Genomic DNA, 18,361 nt, shown 5'->3' on the forward strand with positions numbered 1-18,361 from the left:
TCGCCCGACCCCGGGCGCCTGCCGGCCGGGGCCGGCGATTGCAATTATTTGCGGGAAAAATGCACCACCAGCTTATCGCCAACGGTTTGCAGAACCTGAACCAACACAATCAGCATCACCACGGTCACCACCATCACATCGTCCTGGAAACGCTGGTAACCATAACGAATGGCCAGGTCACCGAGGCCGCCTGCACCCACGACACCAGCCATGGCGGTGTAGCCGACCAGGGCGATGGCGGTGACCGTGATCGCCGCGATGATACCGGGGCAGGCTTCGGGCAGCAGGGCGTTCATGATGATCTGCCGGGTCGTGGCGCCCATGGCCTGGGTGGCCTCGATAATGCCGCGATCCACTTCACGCAGAGCGGTTTCCACCAGGCGCGCGAAGAAGGTGGAAGCGCCCACCACCAGCGGAGGGATGGCGCCCGCCACACCCAGGGAGGTGCCCGTGATGAGGATAGTGGTCGGAATCATCACGATCAGCAGGATGATGAACGGCAGCGAACGGATGGCGTTGACCACAAAGCCCAGGATCGAATAGACATTTTTCTGTTCCAGCAACTGCCTTGGGCTGCACAGGAACAGCAAGACCCCCAGCGGCAGGCCGACCAGTACGGTGAATACCAGGGACGTGCTGAGCATGACCATGGTGTCGCTGGTCGCCACTCCGATATCGGCCCAGTCAACGTTGTCGAAGTAATGCAGTAAGCCGCTCATTAGCGCAGCACCTCCATGTGGACATCCGCCGCGGTGAAGCGGGCGAAGGCCGCTTCCATGTCACCGCCGGTGATGGCCAGGGTCAGTTGCCCGTAAGGGGTGTCTTTGATGCGGTCGATGCGTCCGGCGAGGATGCTGTAGTCGACCCCGGTCTCCCGGGCCACAGTGCCCAGCAGCGGTGCGTAGGTGGAATCGCCCTGGAAAGTCAGGCGCACGATACGCCCCGGTACGTGGGCGAAGTCGTCGCGTTGCTCGTTCTCGTCGATCTGCTCGTCTTCCTGGACGAAGCGTTTGGTGGTCGGGTGCTTGGGGTGCAGGAACACCTCGGCCACCGAGCCCTGTTCGACGATCTGGCCGGCGTCCATGACCGCCACTTGGTCACAGACGCGACGGATTACGTCCATTTCGTGGGTGATCAGAACGATGGTCAGGTTCAGCTCGCGATTGATCTCGGCCAGCAGTTGCAGGACCGAGGCCGTGGTCTGCGGATCGAGGGCACTGGTGGCTTCGTCGCACAGCAGGATCTTCGGCTTGGTGGCCAGGGCGCGGGCGATGCCGACGCGCTGCTTCTGGCCGCCGGACAGTTGTGCCGGGTATTTCTTGGCGTGGTCGGACAGGCCGACCCGCTCCAGCAACTCAGCCACACGGCGTTCGATGTCGCTGCGCGACAGCTCGCCGGCCAGGGTCAGGGGCAAGGCGACGTTGTCAGCCACAGTCTTGGAGGACAGCAGATTGAAGTGCTGGAAGATCATCCCGACCTGCTGGCGGAAGCGGCGCAGGCCGTTGGCGTCCAGCGCGGTGACTTCTTCACCGTCGACGATGATCGTGCCGCCGCTGGGGTTTTCCAGGCGGTTGATCAGGCGCAGCAGCGTGCTTTTGCCCGCGCCGGAATGACCGATCAGGCCGAACACCTGACCATTCTCGACCCGAAGACTGGTCGGGTGCAGGGCGGGAATATCCTTACCGGCGACCCGGTAGGTTTTATGGACGTTTTGAAACTCGATCACGTAGCGAACCTTGTGGGGCGCGTTAGAAAAGGATCAGCGGTTAGCCGGGCGCGCATTTTAGCCTGTCCGTATAGAGGTTCTTAGCATTTATTTCGCAATCATCCTGCCATTTGGCAATAACGCGATCAAAGGTCATAAAAAAGGAACGCTCGCGGTTTCTCGTCAGTCACTACTTAAGCCACTCGAAAAGCCCCAGGTGCCGTGCCTGCGGGCCTGTGTTCACGAAGCCCCGGCGCGCCAGGGGCTTCGCCAACGAGGAGTTTTTGTCTGATGAGTACGAAAAAGCCCAATGCCCCGAAAAGCCAGATGGCCGGGACCGATACCCTGGACCGGGGCAACAGCAACACCAAGTTGCAGAGCCTGGAGCCGTTCCGCTCCGACGCCACGGGCCAGGCCCTGCGGACCAATCAGGGGGTGAAGGTCGCTGACAACCAGAACAGCCTCAAGGCGGGCGCTCGTGGTCCTTCGCTGCTGGAAGACTTCATCATGCGGGAGAAGATCACCCACTTCGACCATGAGCGGATTCCCGAGCGCATCGTCCACGCCCGGGGTGTTGGCGCCCATGGCTACTTCCAGAGCTACGACAATCATTCGGCGCTGACCAAGGCCGGTTTCCTGCGCGATCCGCAGAAGAAGACCCCGGTGTTCGTGCGCTTTTCCACGGTCCAGGGACCAAGAGGCTCCGGCGATACCGTGCGTGATGTACGGGGTTTTGCGGTGAAGTTCTTCACCGACGAAGGTAACTTCGACCTGGTGGGCAACAACATGCCGGTGTTCTTCATTCAGGACGCCATCAAGTTCCCCGACTTCGTGCATGCGGTGAAACCCGAGCCGCATAACGAAATCCCCACCGGCGGCTCGGCCCACGACACCTTCTGGGATTTTGTCTCCCTGCAGCCGGAATCGGCACACATGGTGATCTGGGCCATGTCCGACCGGGCCATTCCGAAAAGCCTGCGCAGCATGCAGGGCTTTGGTGTGCACACCTTCCGTCTGATCAACGCCGAGGGGAGCGCAAGCTTCGTCAAGTTTCACTGGCGGCCGACGGTGGGCACCTGTTCCCTGGTCTGGGACGAGGCGCAGAAGCTCGCCGGCAAGGACACCGACTTCCATCGCCGTGACCTGTGGGACTCCATCGAAGCCGGGGATTACCCGGAGTGGGAGTTCGGCGTGCAGATCATCGCCGAAGAAGACGAACACAATTTCGACTTCGACATTCTCGACCCCACCAAGCTGATCCCCGAGGAACTGGTGCCGATCACGCCCCTGGGCAAGATGGTGCTCAACCGCAACCCGGACAATTATTTTGCCGAAACCGAGCAGGTCGCCTTCTGCCCGGGGCACATCGTGCCGGGGATCGATTTCTCCAACGACCCGCTGCTGCAAGGGCGGCTGTTTTCCTACACCGATACGCAGATCAGTCGCCTGGGTGGGCCGAACTTTCATGAGCTGCCCATCAACCGACCGCTGACCCCTTTGCACAATGGTCAGCGCGACGCCATGCACCGCAGCACCATCGACAGGGGGCGGGCTGCCTACGAGCCGAACTCCATTGATGGGGGCTGGCCGAAAGAAACCCCGCCGGCGGCCCAGGATGGTGGTTTCGAGAGTTATAACGAGCGCATCGATGCCCACAAGATCCGCCAGCGCAGCGAGTCGTTCGGCGATCATTTCTCCCAGGCGCGGCTGTTCTTCAACAGCATGAGCAAGCACGAGCAGGAACACATCATCGCGGCCTACAGCTTCGAGCTGGGCAAGGTCGAGCGGCAGTGGATCCGTGAGCGGCAGGTAAACGAAATTCTCGCCAACATCGATCTGCACCTGGCCGCTCGTGTGGCCGAGAACCTGGGCCTGGCGGCGCCGAAGAAGGCCACTGTGGCTGAGCGCAAGACGTCGCTGACACGCTCGCCGGCCCTGAGCCAGGCGAACCTGCTGCCGGGTCATATCAAAACGCGGAAAGTGGCGATTCTTGCGGCCAACGGCGTTGATGGTGCAGCGATTGACGCGTTGAAGAAGGCTCTCAAGGCTGAAGGGGCGCACGCCAAGCTGTTAGGGCCAACCTCGGCACCGGTTACCAGCGCGGATGGCAAGCGTTTGCCGGTGGATGCTTCCATGGAGGGTCTGCCGTCAGTGGCGTTCGACGCGGTGTTCGTGCCGGGCGGCGCGCAGTCGATCAAGACCCTGAGCGGCAATGGTGTGGCGCTGCATTACCTGTTGGAGGCCTACAAACATCTCAAGGCCATCGCCTTGCACGGCGAAGCCCGGGAGCTGCTGGCGGTGCTCAAGCTGGAGGCGGACAAGGGCTTGATCGTTGGAGGAGATGCCAAGGCACTCAAAGCGTTCTTTGCCGCCATTGGGCAGCATCGGGTCTGGGATCGAGAGGAAAAGGCCAAGGCAATCCCGGCCTGAACAAACTTTCGCCGACCAGCCCGCTCCCGATAGGAGCCGGCTTGCCGGCGAAGGCTTTACTGCGCCTTGCGCGGGCTCAAGACAATCTGCGCCGGTACATGGCGCACGATCTGCCGGCTGATCTTCTGTTCAAAGTCCGGGTCGAGTTTCTTCACCCGCTTGCCGAGCAAGGTCGACAGCCAGGGATAATCCTCGGTGCGCGGCACCTGGATGCTCACGTCGCACTGATAATTCACCACATCGGTGGCCAGCGCATCGAGCTGATGACGCAGCTTGCGGATATCGGTGACGTTCAAGGCGATGGTGGTGCTCTGGGCCGCAGGATCGATCAGCTTGGCCGCTGGGCGCGCTTCGGCAGCCTTCAAGGCGGCTTCGGCCTGGTCCAGCTCGGCCTTGCGTGCATGGGCAATGGCGTTGTTGACCCCACCGGTCAGCGCCGGGGCCTTGGGCATCAGCGCCCGAGCCCGACTCAGGGCTGTGGCCGCTGCGTTCACATCGCCCTTTTGCAAGACGATCTGGCTGCGCTGCAGATAGGCTTCGGCAATCTGCCGCTGGTATTGCACCAACTGTGGGTCGTCAGGCGTTTGTGCCTGCAGTGCACTGAGTTGGTCTTCAGCGGTGGCCAGCTCACTGCTGGCAATGTTTTGTTCCAGCTGCGCGATGGCCGAGGCCCGCGCATCGGGGACCTGGGTGGTCGCCGGTGGCGTGCTTTGGCAGGCCCCCAGCAGCAGGGAGAATGCGACAAGGAGCAGATAACGGGAGGCGAACGGCTTCATTCCTGCGACTCTCTAATTGCGCAAAAAGCGAGCAAGTCTACACCCCTCGACGGGGCAGAACAAAACTCAGCAGAAACAATGCGGCGGCCGTGACCACGATCGACGGCCCGGCCGGGGTGTCCTTGAACCAGGACAGCGCCAGCCCGCCGCACACCGCGAGCATGCCCAGCAGGCTTGCGCCCAGGGCCATCTGCTCCGGCGAACGGGCGTGACGCTGTGCCGCAGCGGCCGGGATGATCAGCAACGAGGTAATCAGCAATACCCCGACAATCTTCATCGCCACCGCAATCACCACGGCAATCAACAGCATCAGCGCCAGGCGCAGCGCAGCCACGGGCAGGCCTTCGACCTTGGCCAACTCCTCGTGCACGGTGATTGCCAGCAGGGGCCGCCACAGTGCCACCAGCAGCAACAGCACCGCTGCGCTGCCGCCGAGAATCCACGCCAGATCGCCCGGGCTGATCGCCAGCAGGTCACCGAACAGGTAGGCCATCAGGTCGATTCGCACTTCATGCATGAAGCTTAGTACCACCAGGCCCAGGGACAGGGTGCTGGGAGCAAGAATCCCCAGCAGCGTGTCGGATGCCAGAGGCTGGCGTTGTTGCAGGGTCACCAGCAGCACCGCCAGCAACAGGCAACCTACGGTGACGGCCACGGCGGGGCTGACATCCAGCAGGAAACCCAGGGCGACTCCCAGGAGCGCAGCATGGGACAGGGTGTCGCCAAAGTAGGCCATGCGCCGCCAGACCACGAAGGACCCCAAGGGGCCGGCAACCACCGCCAGGGCCAAACCTGCGAGCAGGGCGTAGAGCAGAAAATCAGCCATGCTTGCAGTTTTCTCCGTGGACATGGGGGTGGCCCGAGGCGGGCTGGGTGACCACCGAGCCATGCAGGTCATGGGCGTGATCGTGATGGTGGTGGTAGATCGCCAGGCTTGGTGCGTTCTTGCCAAACAGCTCGACGAAGGCGGGATCGCCGCTGACCTGTTCGGGGTGGCCCGAGCAGCAGACGTGGCGGTTCAGGCAGACCACCTGGTCGGTGGTGCTCATTACCAGATGCAAGTCATGGGAGACCATCAGCACGCCGCAGCCATGCCGGTCCCGCAGGCGGGTGATCAGGCTGTAGAGCTCGGCCTGGCCGGCGACGTCAACGCCTTGTACCGGCTCGTCGAGTACCAGCAGTTCAGGCTCGCGCAGCAATGCCCGGGCCAGCAGCACGCGCTGCATTTCGCCACCGGAAATGCTTTGCACCGGGCTGTCGATCACCTGCTCGGCGCCGACTTCCTTGAGGGCTGCCAAGGCTCGGCTGCGATCCACGCCCGGCACCAGGCGCAGAAAGCGCAGTACCGACAGGGGCAGGGTCGGGTCGACATGGAGCTTTTGCGGCATGTAGCCGACCCGCAGCTTGGGCTTGCGCCAGACGCTGCCGCTGTCGGGCTTGAGCAGGCCCAGTACGGCGCGCACCAAGGTGGTCTTGCCGGCGCCGTTGGGGCCGATGAGGGTCACGATCTGCCCGGGCTCGACGCTGAGCTGGATGTTGTCCAGGACGTTCTGCCCGGCAAAGGTCACCCCTACCTGCTCGAGGCGGATCAACGCAGTGCTCATCAAGCCCCCTGGCAGCCCGAGCAGAGTCCGACCACTTCGACAGTCTGGCCCTCGACCACGAAGCCGACGTCGCGGGCGCTGGTGATGATGGCGTCGCTGATGGATTTCTGTTCGAGCTCGATGGCGGCGTGGCATTCGCGGCAGATCAGGAACTGACCCTGGTGCGCGTGTTCCGGGTGGTTGCAGCCGACGAAGGCGTTAAGCGAGGCGATGCGGTGTACCAGGCCGTTTTCCAGGAGGAAATCCAGGGCCCGGTAAACCGTTGGCGGGGCGGCGCGACGACCGTCCTGCTCGCTGAGTACGGCGAGAATGTCGTAAGCCCCCAGGGGCTTGTGGCTTTGCCACACCAACTCCAGTACCCGCCGACGCAGGGCGGTCAGGCGCAGGCCTTGCCGTGCGCACAGGGCGTCGGCCTCAGACAGTGCGCTGTGTACGCAGTGAGAGTGGTCGTGTGGACGGCTGGCAAGGGGTGTTTTAGGCATGAGCGGCGACGAGGTTTGTGAGAGACGTTATTATGTTACCCGTTCTCGCCTCTTCGAGTGTCCATCGTGCCCACACTTTTTCGCCTTTTTGTCGCTTTTACCTTCAGCTTGTTCGCGATCGGCTCGGCCCAGGCCGAAGTCCGGGTACTCACCAGTATCAAGCCGCTGCAACTGATCGCGGCGGCGGTGCAGGACGGCGTTGCGGTTCCCGAGGTGCTGCTGCCGCCGGGTGCGTCGCCGCACAACTATGCGCTGCGTCCGTCGGATGTACGCAAGGTGCAGAGTGTGGACCTGCTGTACTGGATCGGTCCGGACATGGAGGGTTTTCTGCCGCGGGTCCTTAAGGGGCGCAGCCTGCCCTCGGTGGCGGTGCAGGATCTGCCGGGCATGAAGCTTCGCCATTTCGCCGAAGATAGCCACTCGCATGCCGAAGAAGCCGACGAACACGATCACGATCATCGCCCGGGAACCCTGGATGCCCACCTGTGGCTGTCGCCGATAAATGCCCGGGTGATCGCGACGCGCATCGCTGCGGACTTGAGCGCTGCCGACCCGGCCAACGCTGCCCGTTACCAGAGCAACCTGAAAGCATTCAACGAGCGTCTGGATGCCCTGGATACCCGTTTGAAGGCTCGTCTGGCGGGGATCGCCGGCAAGCCCTACTTCGTGTTCCATGAGGCATTCGATTACTTCGAGGACGCTTATGGCCTCAAGCACGCCGGGGTGTTCAGCGTTGCTGCGGAAGTGCAGCCGGGTGCGCAGCACGTGGCGGCCATGCGCGCGCGCTTGCAGCAGGTGGGCAAGACCTGTGTGTTCAGCGAGCCGCCTCTGCGTCCACGGCTGGCCGAGACGTTGGTGGCCGGCTTGCCGGTGAAACTGGCGGAGCTGGATGCGCTGGGTGGTTATACGCCCGCGACCGCTCAGGGCTATGAGCAGGTGCTGGAGAAATTGGGGAACGATCTGGCGGGCTGTCTGGAGCAGCTTTAAGCAGGGATTGTTGCGGGATGACTTTCGCGGGCCAGCCCGCTCCTACAGAGTGCACCTGTAGGAGCGGGCTGGCCCGCGAAAAGTTTTACAGGGCGAACGGCAGCGTGAGGCTGACCTGTTGCCGCTGTGCCAGGCGCTGCTGGAACTCCATTGGATCGTGAATCAGTACGTCCTGCCCGGCGAAACTCTCGGCGGCAATCAGTCGTGAGAGCCAGAAGCGTACGCAGGCCACCCGCAGCATGGTCGGCCAGAGTTCGGCCTCGGCCGCAGTGAATGGTCGCAGCGCCGCATAGGCGCCCAACAGCGCCCGGGCCCGTGGTCCGTCGATCACGCCTTCGGCGTCGGAACACCAGTCGTTCAAGGCAATGGCCACGTCGTAGAGCATCGGCCCCGAGCAAGCGTTGTAGAAGTCGATCAGGCCGGTCAGGTGGGTGCCTTCGAACATCGCGTTGTCGCGAAACAGATCGGCGTGGATGTTGGCCCGAGGCAAGGCAAGGATCCCGGTCTTCTGTTCGGTGATTTCATCCAGCGCTCGTTGCAGCAGGTCTTGAGCGGGAGCATCGAGGTGCGACAACAGCTGGGTGCCCTCCTCCTGCATCCAGTCCAGGCCACGATCAGTCTTGCGTTTGATCATGTTGTCCTTGGTCGCCACGTGCAGATGCCCGAGCAACTCACCCACCTGGGCACAGTGCTGGGCGTTGGCTTCCTTGATGTGCTTGCCCGCCAGGCGCGGTTGCAGCAACGCCGGTTTGCCAGCCAATTCCCGCAGGGCTACGCCGTCTGTGGTGCGCAGTGCGTAAGGCACCGGCAGGTCGGCCTGATGCAGCACGTCCAGCAGTTCGATGAAGAACGGCATTTCCTGGACCGGGCCGCGCTCCACCAGGGTCAGGACGAACTCGCCCTGCTCCAGGCTGATGAAGAAGTTGGTGTTTTCGCTACCAGCGGCGATCCCCTGGAAGTCAAGCAGGCGGCCGAGCCCATAAGGGGCGAGAAAGGTTTCCAGCTCGGGCCGAGCCAGGGGGGTGAACACAGACATGGTTAAAAACTGCCAGTACGGGCGCCGCTATCGAGCCAGCGCCAATGAGTTGAAGTCGGAGTGGTTTACCACTCAAAGATTTTCCACGAAGGGATCAGCATATCCGGCTGATCCGAACGGATGAAGTTGCCGTCGGAGCCATCGGCGCGCACCAGGAAGTAGGGTTTACCGCCCTTGGGCGTGACTTTGATGGCGTACAGAAAGCCATTTTGCCGGTATTCCTGGATGGTCTTGTCGCCTTCCGTGCGAATGGTCACTTCCGGGTCCGCTGACGGCGCATCTTCTGCGGCGATCACGGCCATTGAAGCGATTGCAATCAAGCCGGCCAGCAGCAAGCGATTTAGTGTGCGCATGATAACCTTGTCCCTTTGTCGTCAACGGTCCCGCTATTCTAGCGCCGGACCCGCCGAAAAGGTTGATCCTGCTCATGAGCCAAGCCCCCCTCGTCCTGGTGGACGGTTCTTCATATCTGTACCGCGCGTTTCACGCGTTGCCACCTCTGACCACCTCCAAAGGCCTGCCTACCGGCGCGGTCAAGGGCGTGCTGAACATGCTCAAGAGCCTGCGCAAGCAGTACCCGGACAGCCCGTTCGCGGTGGTGTTCGATGCCAAGGGCGGGACCTTCCGCGATGACATGTACGCCCAATACAAGGCCAACCGCCCGAGCATGCCCGATGACATGCGGGTGCAGATCGAGCCGCTGCACGCCAGCGTGATCGCCCTGGGCTTCCCGCTGCTGTGCGTGGAAGGGGTCGAGGCCGATGACGTGATCGGCACCCTGGCCCGCAGCAGCGCGGCGGCGGATCGCCCGGTGGTGATTTCCACCGGTGACAAGGACATGGCCCAGTTGGTCGACGGGCACATTACCTTGGTCAACACCATGTCCGGTAGCAGCATGGATGTGGAAGGCGTGAAGGAGAAATTCGGCGTCGCTCCCGAGCAGATCATCGATTACCTGGCACTGATGGGCGATTCTTCTGACAACATTCCGGGCGTACCGGGTATTGGTCCGAAGACGGCTTCCGGTTTGCTGGTCGGGGTCAATGGCGGCCTGAAGGAGCTCTACGAGCAGCTTGATATCGTGCCGACCCTGCCGATTCGCGGCGCCAAGACCTTGCCGGCCAAGCTGGAAGAGCACAAGGAGATGGCCTTTCTCTCCTATCAGTTGGCGACCATCAAGGTGGACGTGGCCCTGGATGTGGGGCTGGATGACCTGCACTTGCGCGAGCCCGACCGCGAGAAACTGGCGGAGCTCTACAGCCTGCTGGAATTCAAGAGCTGGCTCGATGATTTGCAGCGTGACGCCAAGCGCGTCGAGCTCAGCTCTGCCGATGCGCCTGAGGCGGTGGCAGAGCAACCGGCAGCGGCGGAGCAGGCGCCACTTGAGTTGCAGTACGAAACCATCCTCGACCAGGAGCGTTTTGCGGTCTGGCTGGAGAAGCTGAAAAACGCCAAGCTGATTGCGTTCGATACCGAGACCACCGGTATCGATGCACAACAGGCGCAACTGGTGGGGCTGTCCTTCTCGGTCAAGGCCGGGGAAGCGGCCTACGTTCCGTTGACCCACTCCTATATGGGCGTTCCGGAGCAGCTGGATCGCGACACTGTGCTGCTGGCTTTGAAGCCGTTGCTGGAAGATCCCAAGCTGCTCAAGGTCGGTCAGCACGCCAAGTTCGACATGAATATCCTGGCCAATTGCGCCATAGGTGGCGATCAGGCCAACGGCATCACCGTGCGCGGCATTGCCTTCGACACCATGCTCGAATCCTACGTGCTCAACTCCACCGCCACTCGCCATGACATGGACAGCCTGGCGCAGAAGTACCTGGACCACAGCACCGTGAGCTTCCAGGACATCGCCGGCAAGGGCGCCAAACAGCTGACTTTCGATCAGATCCCCCTTGAGCAGGCGGGGCCCTATGCTGCTGAAGATGCCGATGTGACCTTGCGTCTGCACCAGGTGCTGTTCGAGAAGCTGACAGCCATTCCGAGCCTGGCCAGCGTATTGACCGATATCGAGATGCCGCTGGTGCCGGTCCTGGCGCGTATCGAGCGTCAGGGCGCTCTGGTGGACGACAAGCTGCTGGGGATTCAGAGCATCGAGCTGGGGGACAAGATGGTTGCCCTTGAGCGCGAGGCTTTCGAGATCGCGGGTGAGGAGTTCAACCTGGGCTCGCCCAAGCAACTGGGGACGATTCTCTACGACAAACTCGGCCTGCCGGTGCTGAAAAAGACCGCCAAGGGCCAGCCTTCTACGGCTGAAGAGGTGTTGGCCAAGCTCGCCGAAGACGACTATCCGCTGCCCCGGGTGTTGATGCAGTACCGCTCCATGAGCAAGCTGAAAAGCACCTACACCGATCGCCTGCCTGAGCAGATCAACCCGCGCACGGGGCGTATCCACACTTCCTATCATCAGGCTGTGGCGTCTACCGGGCGTCTGTCCTCTAGTGATCCGAACCTGCAGAACATTCCGGTGCGCACCGCGGAAGGTCGGCGTATTCGCCAGGCCTTTATCGCCCCGGCCGGCTATAAGCTGCTGGCGGCGGACTATTCGCAGATCGAGTTGCGGATCATGGCGCACTTGTCCCGGGACGAAGGCCTGCTCAATGCCTTCCGCAACAACCTGGATGTGCACACCGCTACGGCTGCCGAAGTGTTCAAGGTGGAGCTCAAGGACGTTACGTCCGATCAGCGTCGCAGTGCCAAGGCCATCAACTTTGGTTTGATCTATGGCATGGGCGCGCAGAAGCTGGGCAAGGATATCGGCGTCGATACCAAGCAGGCCAAGGCCTACATCGATACCTATTTCGCCCGCTATCCGGGGGTTCGCGAGTATATGGACCGTACCCGTGCCCAGGCGGCGGACCAAGGGTATGTGGAGACCATCTTCGGTCGCCGGCTGTACCTGCCGGAGATCAACTCCAACAAGCCGCAGGAGCGTGCCGGGGCCGAGCGCACCGCGATCAACGCGCCGATGCAGGGCACGGCGGCGGATATCATCAAGAAGGCCATGGTGGCGGTGGACAACTGGCTGGAGTCCTCGGGGCTGGATGCCCGGGTCATTCTGCAAGTACACGACGAACTGGTGCTGGAGGTGCGTGAGGACCTGGTGGATCAAGTACGTGATGAGATTCGCGGCTACATGAGCGGTGCCGCAACCCTGGATGTGCCGTTATTGGTTGAAGTCGGCGTGGGAAATAACTGGGATGAGGCCCACTAAGGGCTCTTTTAAGCGGTTTTTGCCGCGGCATAGTGTCGCGGTAAAAGCTGGCCAGGGGCTATTAGCACGGAAAATTTCATCGTTTATTGCCAATAGTTTTTGCAATCCGCCGGAACTAAATCGGTGAAAGCTCACTCAGAGTTACTGAATGGCTGGTGAAGCCCTTCGATGCTCCTATGTTGTGTTAAGTGTTGGCAGATATCTGGACCCCGCCCTAGCGGTCTAGAACTTGAACCCCGAACTTCCCCCTCCCCATACGAAGTCCGGGGTTTTTTTTGCCTGAAAATTGCCTGCGCGGCGACCATGCTGCGTTAAAAAGCGGCGGGAAATGCTCATTTAGGCCCCTAAACTCCGCTTTCCCGCCGCTTTTTGCCTTGCCTAATCACCGCGCAGACAATTTGAAACTCTTTCTCAGGCCTCGGTTTCGGCGCCTTTGTCGGCCAGTTCCATCCAGCCTGCCAGCACGGTGTAGGCCTCTTCCAGACCCATGCGCTTGGGGGCCGAGAATAGTTGGATGGTGACCGCTTCGCCCCAGCCCTTGCGGATCTGCGACTGCACCTTGAGCAGGGTGTTCTTGGCTGCGCCATAGGTCAGTTTGTCTGCCTTGGTCAGCAGGATGTGCATCGGCATGCCGCTGGCGACCGCCCAGTCCAGCATCAACAGGTCGAAGTCGGTCATGGGATGACGGATATCCATCATCAGGATCAAGCCCTTAAGGCTCTCGCGGCTGCCCAGGTAAGCTTCCAAGTGGCGCTGCCAGTGCTGCTTCAGCGGGATCGGTACTTTGGCGTAACCATAGCCCGGCAGGTCGACCAGACGGCGATCGTCGTCTAGCTTGAAGAAGTTCAACAACTGCGTGCGACCCGGGGTTTTCGAGGTGCGTGCCAGGCTGGCGTGGGTCAGGGTGTTCAGGGCGCTGGATTTACCGGCGTTGGAGCGCCCGGCAAAGGCCACTTCAAAGCCGTCATCGTCAGGACATTGATCGACTTTGGCGGCGCTGAGCATGAACGTAGCCTGTTGGCACAGACCGAGGATGGGGTTCTTGAGTTGCATGGGATTTCCGATAGGGGCGATGCCGAGAGTGGACGCGGCGAGCGGTGTCGTTTCCGTTTCAGTAACGCCAGTATATAATGCCGCAGATTTTGTGTGCGCTTTGTCCCAGCGTAGGATGAAGTTCACGAGAGCGATAAACCTTGAATGCGCATTAGAACGCAGCACGCTCTCAACCCTGAAAAGGTCGTTTTATGACGAAATGGCTGCTAGCTGCCGGTGTCTTGATGCCGCTTTACAGCGCTCAGGCTACACAGGATCCGGAAGCTGTGTACAACCGTGTTTGTGGGGCTTGTCATTCCGGCCAACTACCCACGGCGCCCCGCAAGGGCGACCAGGAAGCTTGGGCGCCGAGGTTGGCGCAAGGTATGGAGACGCTGGTGCAACACGTGACCCAGGGTTTCAAGGCGATGCCGCCGCGTGGTTTGTGCATGGACTGCAGTGCCGAGGATTACCGAGCCATCATCCATTGGATGAGCGAGTGATTCCGGTCCATAACTCTTAACCCTTAGCCGTAGTTGGATTAGCTGATGAACAAATTACTCGTGAGTCTGCTGTTGACCTTGGGCATCACAGGTGTCGCCCATGCCGCAGGCGACGCTGCTGCCGGTCAGGCGAAAACCGCAGTATGTGGCGCTTGCCACGGCCCTGATGGGAACAGCATGGCGCCAAACTTTCCCAAGCTGGCGGGTCAGGGGGAAAAGTACCTGGAGAAGCAGCTGCACGACATCAAGTCCGGCAAGCGGCAAGTGCTGGAAATGACCGGTATGCTGACCAATCTGAATGATCAGGACCTGGCTGACATCGCCGCCTACTTCGCCAGCCAGAAAGGCAGCGTCGGCGCCGCTGATCCTAAAGTCGTGGCCCGTGGTGAAGAACTCTTCCGGGGCGGCAAGCTGGATCAAGGCATGCCTGCCTGCACCGGCTGCCATGCGCCAAATGGCGCCGGTAACGCAGCGGCCGGCTTCCCTCACCTGGGTGGGCAGCACGCACAATATGTGGCCAAGCAGCTGACCGACTTCCGCGAAGGCAACCGCACCAATGACGGCGATACCATGGTCATGCGCAGTATCGCCGCCAAGTTGAGCAACAAAGACATCGAGGCGGTGTCCAGCTATATTCAGGGCCTGCACTAAGGCCTGCTCGATCAAGTTGCCGAGGGTGTTGAGCCGCGGCAACGTTAATGATCGATTAATCTGACGGTGCAAGCATAAAGGGTGGCTCAGGCCGCCCTTTTTTATGGCGTCTGCCGCTACACTAGCGAACTCAAGCCCGCCATGATCTGTCTGAATTCAGGTCGCGCGAGGCGCCAAAATTGTCCAGGAGTAAAGCATGCGTAATCTGATTCTCAGCGCCGCTCTCGTCACCGCCAGCCTGTTTGGCGTGACCGCTCAAGCCGCCGAGCCGCTTGAAGCCGGTAAAACATATGTCGAGTTGAGCAGCGCCGTTCCGGTTGCCGTGCCTGGCAAGATCGAGGTGGTAGAGCTGTTCTGGTATGGCTGCCCGCACTGCTACGCCTTTGAGCCGACCATCAATCCCTGGGTTGAAAAACTCCCTAGCGATGTCAACTTTGTGCGTATCCCGGCGATGTTCGGCGGTATCTGGAACGTTCATGGCCAACTGTTCATCACCCTGGAAGCCATGGGCGTCGAGCACAAGGTTCACAAGGCCGTGTTCGAAGCCATCCATAACGGCAAGAAACTCGCCACTCCAGAGGAGATGGCTGAGTTCCTGGTGGCCGAAGGCGTCGACAAGGACAAATTCCTGAGCACCTACAACTCCTTCGCCGTCAAAGGCAAGGTCGAAGACGCCAAGAAGAAGGCTCAGGCCTACCAGATCACTGGCGTACCGACCATGGTGGTCAACGGCAAGTACCGTTTCGACCTGGGCTCCGCCGGTGGTCCTGAAGGTGCGCTGAGCGTCGCCGACCAGTTGATTGCCAAAGAGCGCGCAGCCAAGTAAGCGCCGCCGCCATGCCGCGCTGGGGCTCTGAACGCATCGTTGGCCTGCATGATCCGCAGGTCAACGAGCACCATTTGGCGTCGACCGGGCTGCCGGCTGACAGTCGCCTGCGTTTGCTCAGTTTCAATATTCAGGTCGGTATCAGCACCGAGCGTTATCGCCATTACCTGACCCGTGGCTGGCAGCACCTGTTGCCCCATAACGGACGTGCGGACAACCTGCAGAAGATCGGCAATCTGCTGGGGGACTTCGATCTGGTAGCCCTGCAGGAAGTCGATGGTGGCAGCCTGCGTTCGGGCTACGTCAATCAGGTGGAGCACCTGGCCCAACTGGGTGCCTTCCCTTACTGGTACCAACAGCTCAATCGCAACCTGGGACGCCTGGCTCAGCACAGCAACGGTGTGCTCAGTCGCTTGCGCCCCTGGGCCATCGAAGACCATCCACTGCCCGGCCCCAAGGGGCGCGGCGCGATCCTTGTGCGATTTGGCGAAGGCCCCGAGGCGCTGGTGGTGGTGATGATGCACCTGGCGCTCGGCGCCCGGGCTCGAACCCGGCAACTGGCGTACATCCGCGAGTTGATTGGTGGCTACAAGCATCAAGTGCTGATGGGAGACATGAACACCCACGCCAGCGATCTGCTGGAGCACTCCCCTTTACGCGACCTCAGCCTGTTGGCGCCGCAACTGCAGGCGACCTTCCCCAGCTGGCGTCCGCAACGCTGCCTGGACCATATCCTGCTCAGCCCCAGCCTGACCCTGGAGCGAGTCGAAGTCCTGGCCCAACCCATATCCGATCACCTGCCGGTCGCGGTAGAGATTCGTCTGCCGGGTTCGCTCACGGCCGATGCATTGCCCGCGTTGAGTCCTGCACCTCGCGGAACCGATGAATGAGCGACGACGCCCAACGCTGGAAAGAGAAATACCTCAAAAGTATCGAGCAGCAGGAAAAGCTTGAGCGCCGATGGGCCGCTCGACTGGACTTGCTACGTCGTGGCCTGGTGCGTAGCACCCTGGCGGCGGAGGGTACCGATCGTGCGGTCGACCAGTGCATGAAGGAGATGCGCGAGGTTGTGCGCACCGACGACATGGATGCCGGGCTTGCAGCGCTGCTGCCCCGTCTGGAAAAAGCCGTGCTGGACTCCGAGCAGCGGCGTGAAACCCGGGTCAACCAGATGAGCAGTGCCTTGACCGCCCTGGTTACCCAATTGCAGTCACTGCCCCTGCCCCGGGAAGTCAGCCGCCCGTTGAAGGCCTTCGCCAAGCAACTGGATGGCCGGGTCAGTCAGGCGCGAGAGATCCCCTTGCTGCTGGGGGAGCTGAGCAATCTTCAGGGCAAGGCCCTGAGCCAGCTGGAAACTCCCGCCGAACCAGGTCGCCCGAGTCTGCTGCAGCGCCTGTTCGGTGCCCGTGACGCCGCCGATGCTCCCCAGGCTGAGGTGGTTACGCCAGCGGCGCCTGCTCCTGTCCCTGCGGTGGACTCCCGTCCCCAGGTTGAAGAGGCTGGCGAAGCGGACGAAGTGGTTCGCGAGCATTATCAGACCCCGGCCACGGATTTGCCGGAAGTCGCTGAGGTCCCTCCGGCACCTGTCGCCGTGACACCGGCCAAGCCCGAGGCAACACCCGCTGCGCAGCCCGTTTCCGAGGCCCCTGCCAAGATTGAGCCCGAAACGGCCAGCGTACCGCCCCCGTCGTCGGTGGTGGCATTCGTGCCACCAGTCCTGGCACAGGAAGCACCCCTTGAGCCAGCGCCCCAGGTCGCGATCGAAGCTCCGGCTCCGGCTGCAGCCGAGGTCGCGCCTCTGGCCTCTGTCGCCGTCGATGCTTTACCGGTAGCGCCTCTGCAGCCGCCGGCAGAAGTACCCGCCGCACCTCAGAGCGAGCCCGGTCCGCACAACCCCGATGAGCTGTTGCCGCTTCCCGCGGTTTCCCCGGCAGTGCTGCTCGACAGCCTGCCCTTGCCGCCGGTCATGGCCGAGGCCTTGGCGGCCATCGATCCAGAGCAATCCGAGCACGATGTGCTCTACGCCCTGCCGGACTCTCCTGAGCCCTCCTACAGCTCGGTGGCCAAGCATATCGAACACACCCTGCTGGGACTGCTCGATGACCTGAGTCTGCCGGAACGCCATCGGCCTCAGGCCGAAGCCATGCGTGATCGTCTGCAACATGGCCTGAACTGGTATGAATTGCTGCCAATCCTCGATGATCTGGCGGTACTGATGTTGGCAATCACCGATTCGGGCCAGCATGAGTTCGAGACGTACCTCAAACAGCTCAACGAGCGCCTCGAGGCCTTCCAGAGCAATCTGCAGGCGGCCAGTGATGGCCACGCCGACAGTAGCTCGGCGGCACGGGCCATGGACACCCAGATCCGTGAGCAGGTCGATGGCCTGCAGAGCAGCGTGCAGGAGGCGGCAGACCTGGATGACCTCAAGCAGGTACTGGAAAGCCATCTGGAAGGTCTGCTGGGCACCATGGATCACCACCAGAAGCAGCGCGATGAGCGTGAGAAGGAAGTGGCGGCCCGTCTGCAAAGCCTGGCAGAGCGGGTTTCGAGCATGGAGCAGGAGGCCCAGGGCTACCGTGAGCACCTGGAGGAACAGCGGCAAAAGGCTCTGATCGATCCGCTGACCGGGTTGCCCAACCGCGCCGCCTGGACCGAGCGTCTGGAGCACGAGGTCGGTCAATGGCGGCAACATGGCAACAGCTTGCTGCTGGCCATGCTCGACCTCGATCACTTCAAGCGGATCAACGACAACTACGGTCATCTGGCCGGTGACAAGGTGTTGAAGATCATCGCCAACGTGTTGCGCAAGCGCCTGCGTGGCAGCGACTTTATCGCGCGCTTTGGCGGCGAGGAGTTTGTCCTGCTGATGCCCAATACCCCGTTGCCAGCGGGCGCGCGGATAGTGGAAGCGCTGCGAGCGGCGGTCGAGGCGTGTCCGTTCCACTTCAAGGGCGAGCCAGTGACCATTACCGTGTCCGTCGGACTGAGTGCCTTCAAGGCCGGTGATCGCAGCGATCTGGTGATCAAAAGAGCCGATCAGGCGTTGTACCGGGCCAAGGATGCGGGTCGCAACCGGGTAGAGGCAGGCTGAGACGCTTGCCGATTC

At 61.7% G+C, this 18,361-nt stretch carries 17 protein-coding genes; 8 read left to right on the forward strand and 9 right to left on the reverse strand.

Translation table 11 applies throughout. The features are described from left to right. Nucleotides 1-44 precede the first annotated feature (44 nt). Nucleotides 45-719 (reverse strand): methionine ABC transporter permease, encoded by a 675-nt coding sequence (locus PQT43_RS26385; RefSeq protein WP_102862485.1) that lies wholly within the window; start codon nucleotides 717-719, stop codon nucleotides 45-47. Next, nucleotides 719-1,726 carry a methionine ABC transporter ATP-binding protein gene (locus tag PQT43_RS26390; protein ID WP_102862486.1) on the reverse strand — a complete coding sequence of 336 codons (1,008 nt, stop codon included), beginning with the start codon at nucleotides 1,724-1,726 and terminating at the stop codon, nucleotides 719-721. The genes PQT43_RS26385 and PQT43_RS26390 overlap by 1 nt, the downstream gene beginning before the upstream one ends. 270 nt (nucleotides 1,727-1,996) lie before the next feature. On the opposite strand from PQT43_RS26390, the gene katE reads away from it, so the two are divergent. Beyond that, entirely contained in the window at nucleotides 1,997-4,135 is a 2,139-nt protein-coding gene (gene katE, locus PQT43_RS26395; RefSeq protein WP_267269171.1) for a catalase HPII, read from the forward strand. A gap of 56 nt (nucleotides 4,136-4,191) precedes the next feature. Here katE and PQT43_RS26400 read toward each other — a convergent pair whose 3' ends face one another. From PQT43_RS26400 to zur, 4 genes are read right to left on the reverse strand one after another with little or no spacing between them, the layout of a single operon-like run. Continuing rightward, nucleotides 4,192-4,911, reverse strand: a complete 720-nt coding sequence (locus tag PQT43_RS26400; RefSeq protein ID WP_272755038.1) for a PA5502 family lipoprotein — start codon at nucleotides 4,909-4,911, stop codon at nucleotides 4,192-4,194. A 37-nt stretch (nucleotides 4,912-4,948) separates the two neighbouring features. Then, on the reverse strand, nucleotides 4,949-5,737 hold the full coding sequence (gene znuB / locus PQT43_RS26405) for a zinc ABC transporter permease subunit ZnuB (RefSeq protein ID WP_102881443.1): 789 nt from the start codon (nucleotides 5,735-5,737) through the stop codon (nucleotides 4,949-4,951). Beyond that, nucleotides 5,730-6,515 (reverse strand): zinc ABC transporter ATP-binding protein ZnuC, encoded by a 786-nt coding sequence (znuC, locus tag PQT43_RS26410; protein WP_102881444.1) that lies wholly within the window; start codon nucleotides 6,513-6,515, stop codon nucleotides 5,730-5,732. The genes znuB and znuC overlap by 8 nt, the downstream gene beginning before the upstream one ends. Further along, a complete protein-coding gene (gene zur, locus PQT43_RS26415) occupies nucleotides 6,515-6,997 on the reverse strand; it encodes a zinc uptake transcriptional repressor Zur (RefSeq protein ID WP_060836879.1) in 483 nt (160 codons plus the stop codon). Before zur ends, znuC begins: the two co-directional genes overlap by 1 nt. 57 nt (nucleotides 6,998-7,054) lie before the next feature. Between zur and PQT43_RS26420 the strand changes: the two genes are divergently transcribed. Then, complete coding sequence (locus PQT43_RS26420) at nucleotides 7,055-7,984, forward strand: zinc ABC transporter substrate-binding protein ZnuA (RefSeq protein ID WP_102881445.1); 930 nt, start codon at nucleotides 7,055-7,057, stop codon at nucleotides 7,982-7,984. 85 nt (nucleotides 7,985-8,069) lie between these two features. On the opposite strand, the gene PQT43_RS26425 is transcribed toward PQT43_RS26420, so the two are convergent. Both PQT43_RS26425 and PQT43_RS26430 read right to left on the reverse strand, forming a co-directional pair. After that, a complete protein-coding gene (locus PQT43_RS26425) occupies nucleotides 8,070-9,020 on the reverse strand; it encodes a homoserine kinase (protein WP_110652534.1) in 951 nt (316 codons plus the stop codon). Between the two features lie 65 nt (nucleotides 9,021-9,085). Next, nucleotides 9,086-9,373, reverse strand: a complete 288-nt coding sequence (locus PQT43_RS26430; RefSeq protein WP_253084161.1) for a DUF2782 domain-containing protein — start codon at nucleotides 9,371-9,373, stop codon at nucleotides 9,086-9,088. Nucleotides 9,374-9,447: 74 nt separating this feature from the next. Here PQT43_RS26430 and polA point away from each other — a divergent pair, with 74 nt between their 5' ends. Continuing rightward, on the forward strand, nucleotides 9,448-12,240 hold the full coding sequence (gene polA / locus PQT43_RS26435; RefSeq protein WP_253084162.1) for a DNA polymerase I: 2,793 nt from the start codon (nucleotides 9,448-9,450) through the stop codon (nucleotides 12,238-12,240). Between the two features lie 411 nt (nucleotides 12,241-12,651). Here polA and yihA read toward each other — a convergent pair whose 3' ends face one another. After that, entirely contained in the window at nucleotides 12,652-13,293 is a 642-nt protein-coding gene (gene yihA / locus PQT43_RS26440; RefSeq protein ID WP_060836883.1) for a ribosome biogenesis GTP-binding protein YihA/YsxC, read from the reverse strand. A gap of 191 nt (nucleotides 13,294-13,484) precedes the next feature. Here yihA and PQT43_RS26445 point away from each other — a divergent pair, with 191 nt between their 5' ends. The 5 genes from PQT43_RS26445 (at nucleotide 13,485) to PQT43_RS26465 (ending at nucleotide 18,346) form a co-directional block, all read left to right on the forward strand. Further along, complete coding sequence (locus tag PQT43_RS26445; RefSeq protein WP_016963939.1) at nucleotides 13,485-13,775, forward strand: c-type cytochrome; 291 nt, start codon at nucleotides 13,485-13,487, stop codon at nucleotides 13,773-13,775. Between the two features lie 45 nt (nucleotides 13,776-13,820). Next, nucleotides 13,821-14,426 (forward strand): c-type cytochrome, encoded by a 606-nt coding sequence (locus PQT43_RS26450; RefSeq protein WP_102862496.1) that lies wholly within the window; start codon nucleotides 13,821-13,823, stop codon nucleotides 14,424-14,426. Nucleotides 14,427-14,622: 196 nt separating this feature from the next. Next, complete coding sequence (locus PQT43_RS26455; RefSeq protein ID WP_102881448.1) at nucleotides 14,623-15,252, forward strand: thiol:disulfide interchange protein DsbA/DsbL; 630 nt, start codon at nucleotides 14,623-14,625, stop codon at nucleotides 15,250-15,252. Nucleotides 15,253-15,263: 11 nt separating this feature from the next. Then, nucleotides 15,264-16,142 (forward strand): endonuclease/exonuclease/phosphatase family protein, encoded by an 879-nt coding sequence (locus tag PQT43_RS26460; RefSeq protein ID WP_102862498.1) that lies wholly within the window; start codon nucleotides 15,264-15,266, stop codon nucleotides 16,140-16,142. Further along, nucleotides 16,139-18,346: a diguanylate cyclase gene (locus PQT43_RS26465; protein WP_253084163.1), complete on the forward strand. Its 2,208-nt coding sequence runs from the start codon at nucleotides 16,139-16,141 to the stop codon at nucleotides 18,344-18,346. Before PQT43_RS26460 ends, PQT43_RS26465 begins: the two co-directional genes overlap by 4 nt. The last annotated feature ends 15 nt before the right edge of the window (nucleotides 18,347-18,361 follow it).

Origin of the sequence: Pseudomonas sp. BLCC-B112 (assembly GCF_028550695.1) — a bacterium.
Taxonomy (GTDB): Bacteria; Pseudomonadota; Gammaproteobacteria; order Pseudomonadales; family Pseudomonadaceae; genus Aquipseudomonas; species Aquipseudomonas danubii.

Coding starts and splice junctions, on each gene's coding strand:
- PQT43_RS26385 (WP_102862485.1), bottom strand. CDS start 719: ATGAGCGGCTTACTGCATTACTTCGACAACGTTGACTGGGCCGATATC.
- katE (WP_267269171.1), top strand. CDS start 1,997: ATGAGTACGAAAAAGCCCAATGCCCCGAAAAGCCAGATGGCCGGGACC.
- PQT43_RS26400 (WP_272755038.1), bottom strand. CDS start 4,911: ATGAAGCCGTTCGCCTCCCGTTATCTGCTCCTTGTCGCATTCTCCCTG.
- znuB (WP_102881443.1), bottom strand. CDS start 5,737: ATGGCTGATTTTCTGCTCTACGCCCTGCTCGCAGGTTTGGCCCTGGCG.
- znuC (WP_102881444.1), bottom strand. CDS start 6,515: ATGAGCACTGCGTTGATCCGCCTCGAGCAGGTAGGGGTGACCTTTGCC.
- zur (WP_060836879.1), bottom strand. CDS start 6,997: ATGCCTAAAACACCCCTTGCCAGCCGTCCACACGACCACTCTCACTGC.
- PQT43_RS26425 (WP_110652534.1), bottom strand. CDS start 9,020: ATGTCTGTGTTCACCCCCCTGGCTCGGCCCGAGCTGGAAACCTTTCTC.
- PQT43_RS26430 (WP_253084161.1), bottom strand. CDS start 9,373: ATGCGCACACTAAATCGCTTGCTGCTGGCCGGCTTGATTGCAATCGCT.
- polA (WP_253084162.1), top strand. CDS start 9,448: ATGAGCCAAGCCCCCCTCGTCCTGGTGGACGGTTCTTCATATCTGTAC.
- yihA (WP_060836883.1), bottom strand. CDS start 13,293: ATGCAACTCAAGAACCCCATCCTCGGTCTGTGCCAACAGGCTACGTTC.
- PQT43_RS26445 (WP_016963939.1), top strand. CDS start 13,485: ATGACGAAATGGCTGCTAGCTGCCGGTGTCTTGATGCCGCTTTACAGC.
- PQT43_RS26450 (WP_102862496.1), top strand. CDS start 13,821: ATGAACAAATTACTCGTGAGTCTGCTGTTGACCTTGGGCATCACAGGT.
- PQT43_RS26455 (WP_102881448.1), top strand. CDS start 14,623: ATGCGTAATCTGATTCTCAGCGCCGCTCTCGTCACCGCCAGCCTGTTT.
- PQT43_RS26460 (WP_102862498.1), top strand. CDS start 15,264: ATGCCGCGCTGGGGCTCTGAACGCATCGTTGGCCTGCATGATCCGCAG.
- PQT43_RS26465 (WP_253084163.1), top strand. CDS start 16,139: ATGAGCGACGACGCCCAACGCTGGAAAGAGAAATACCTCAAAAGTATC.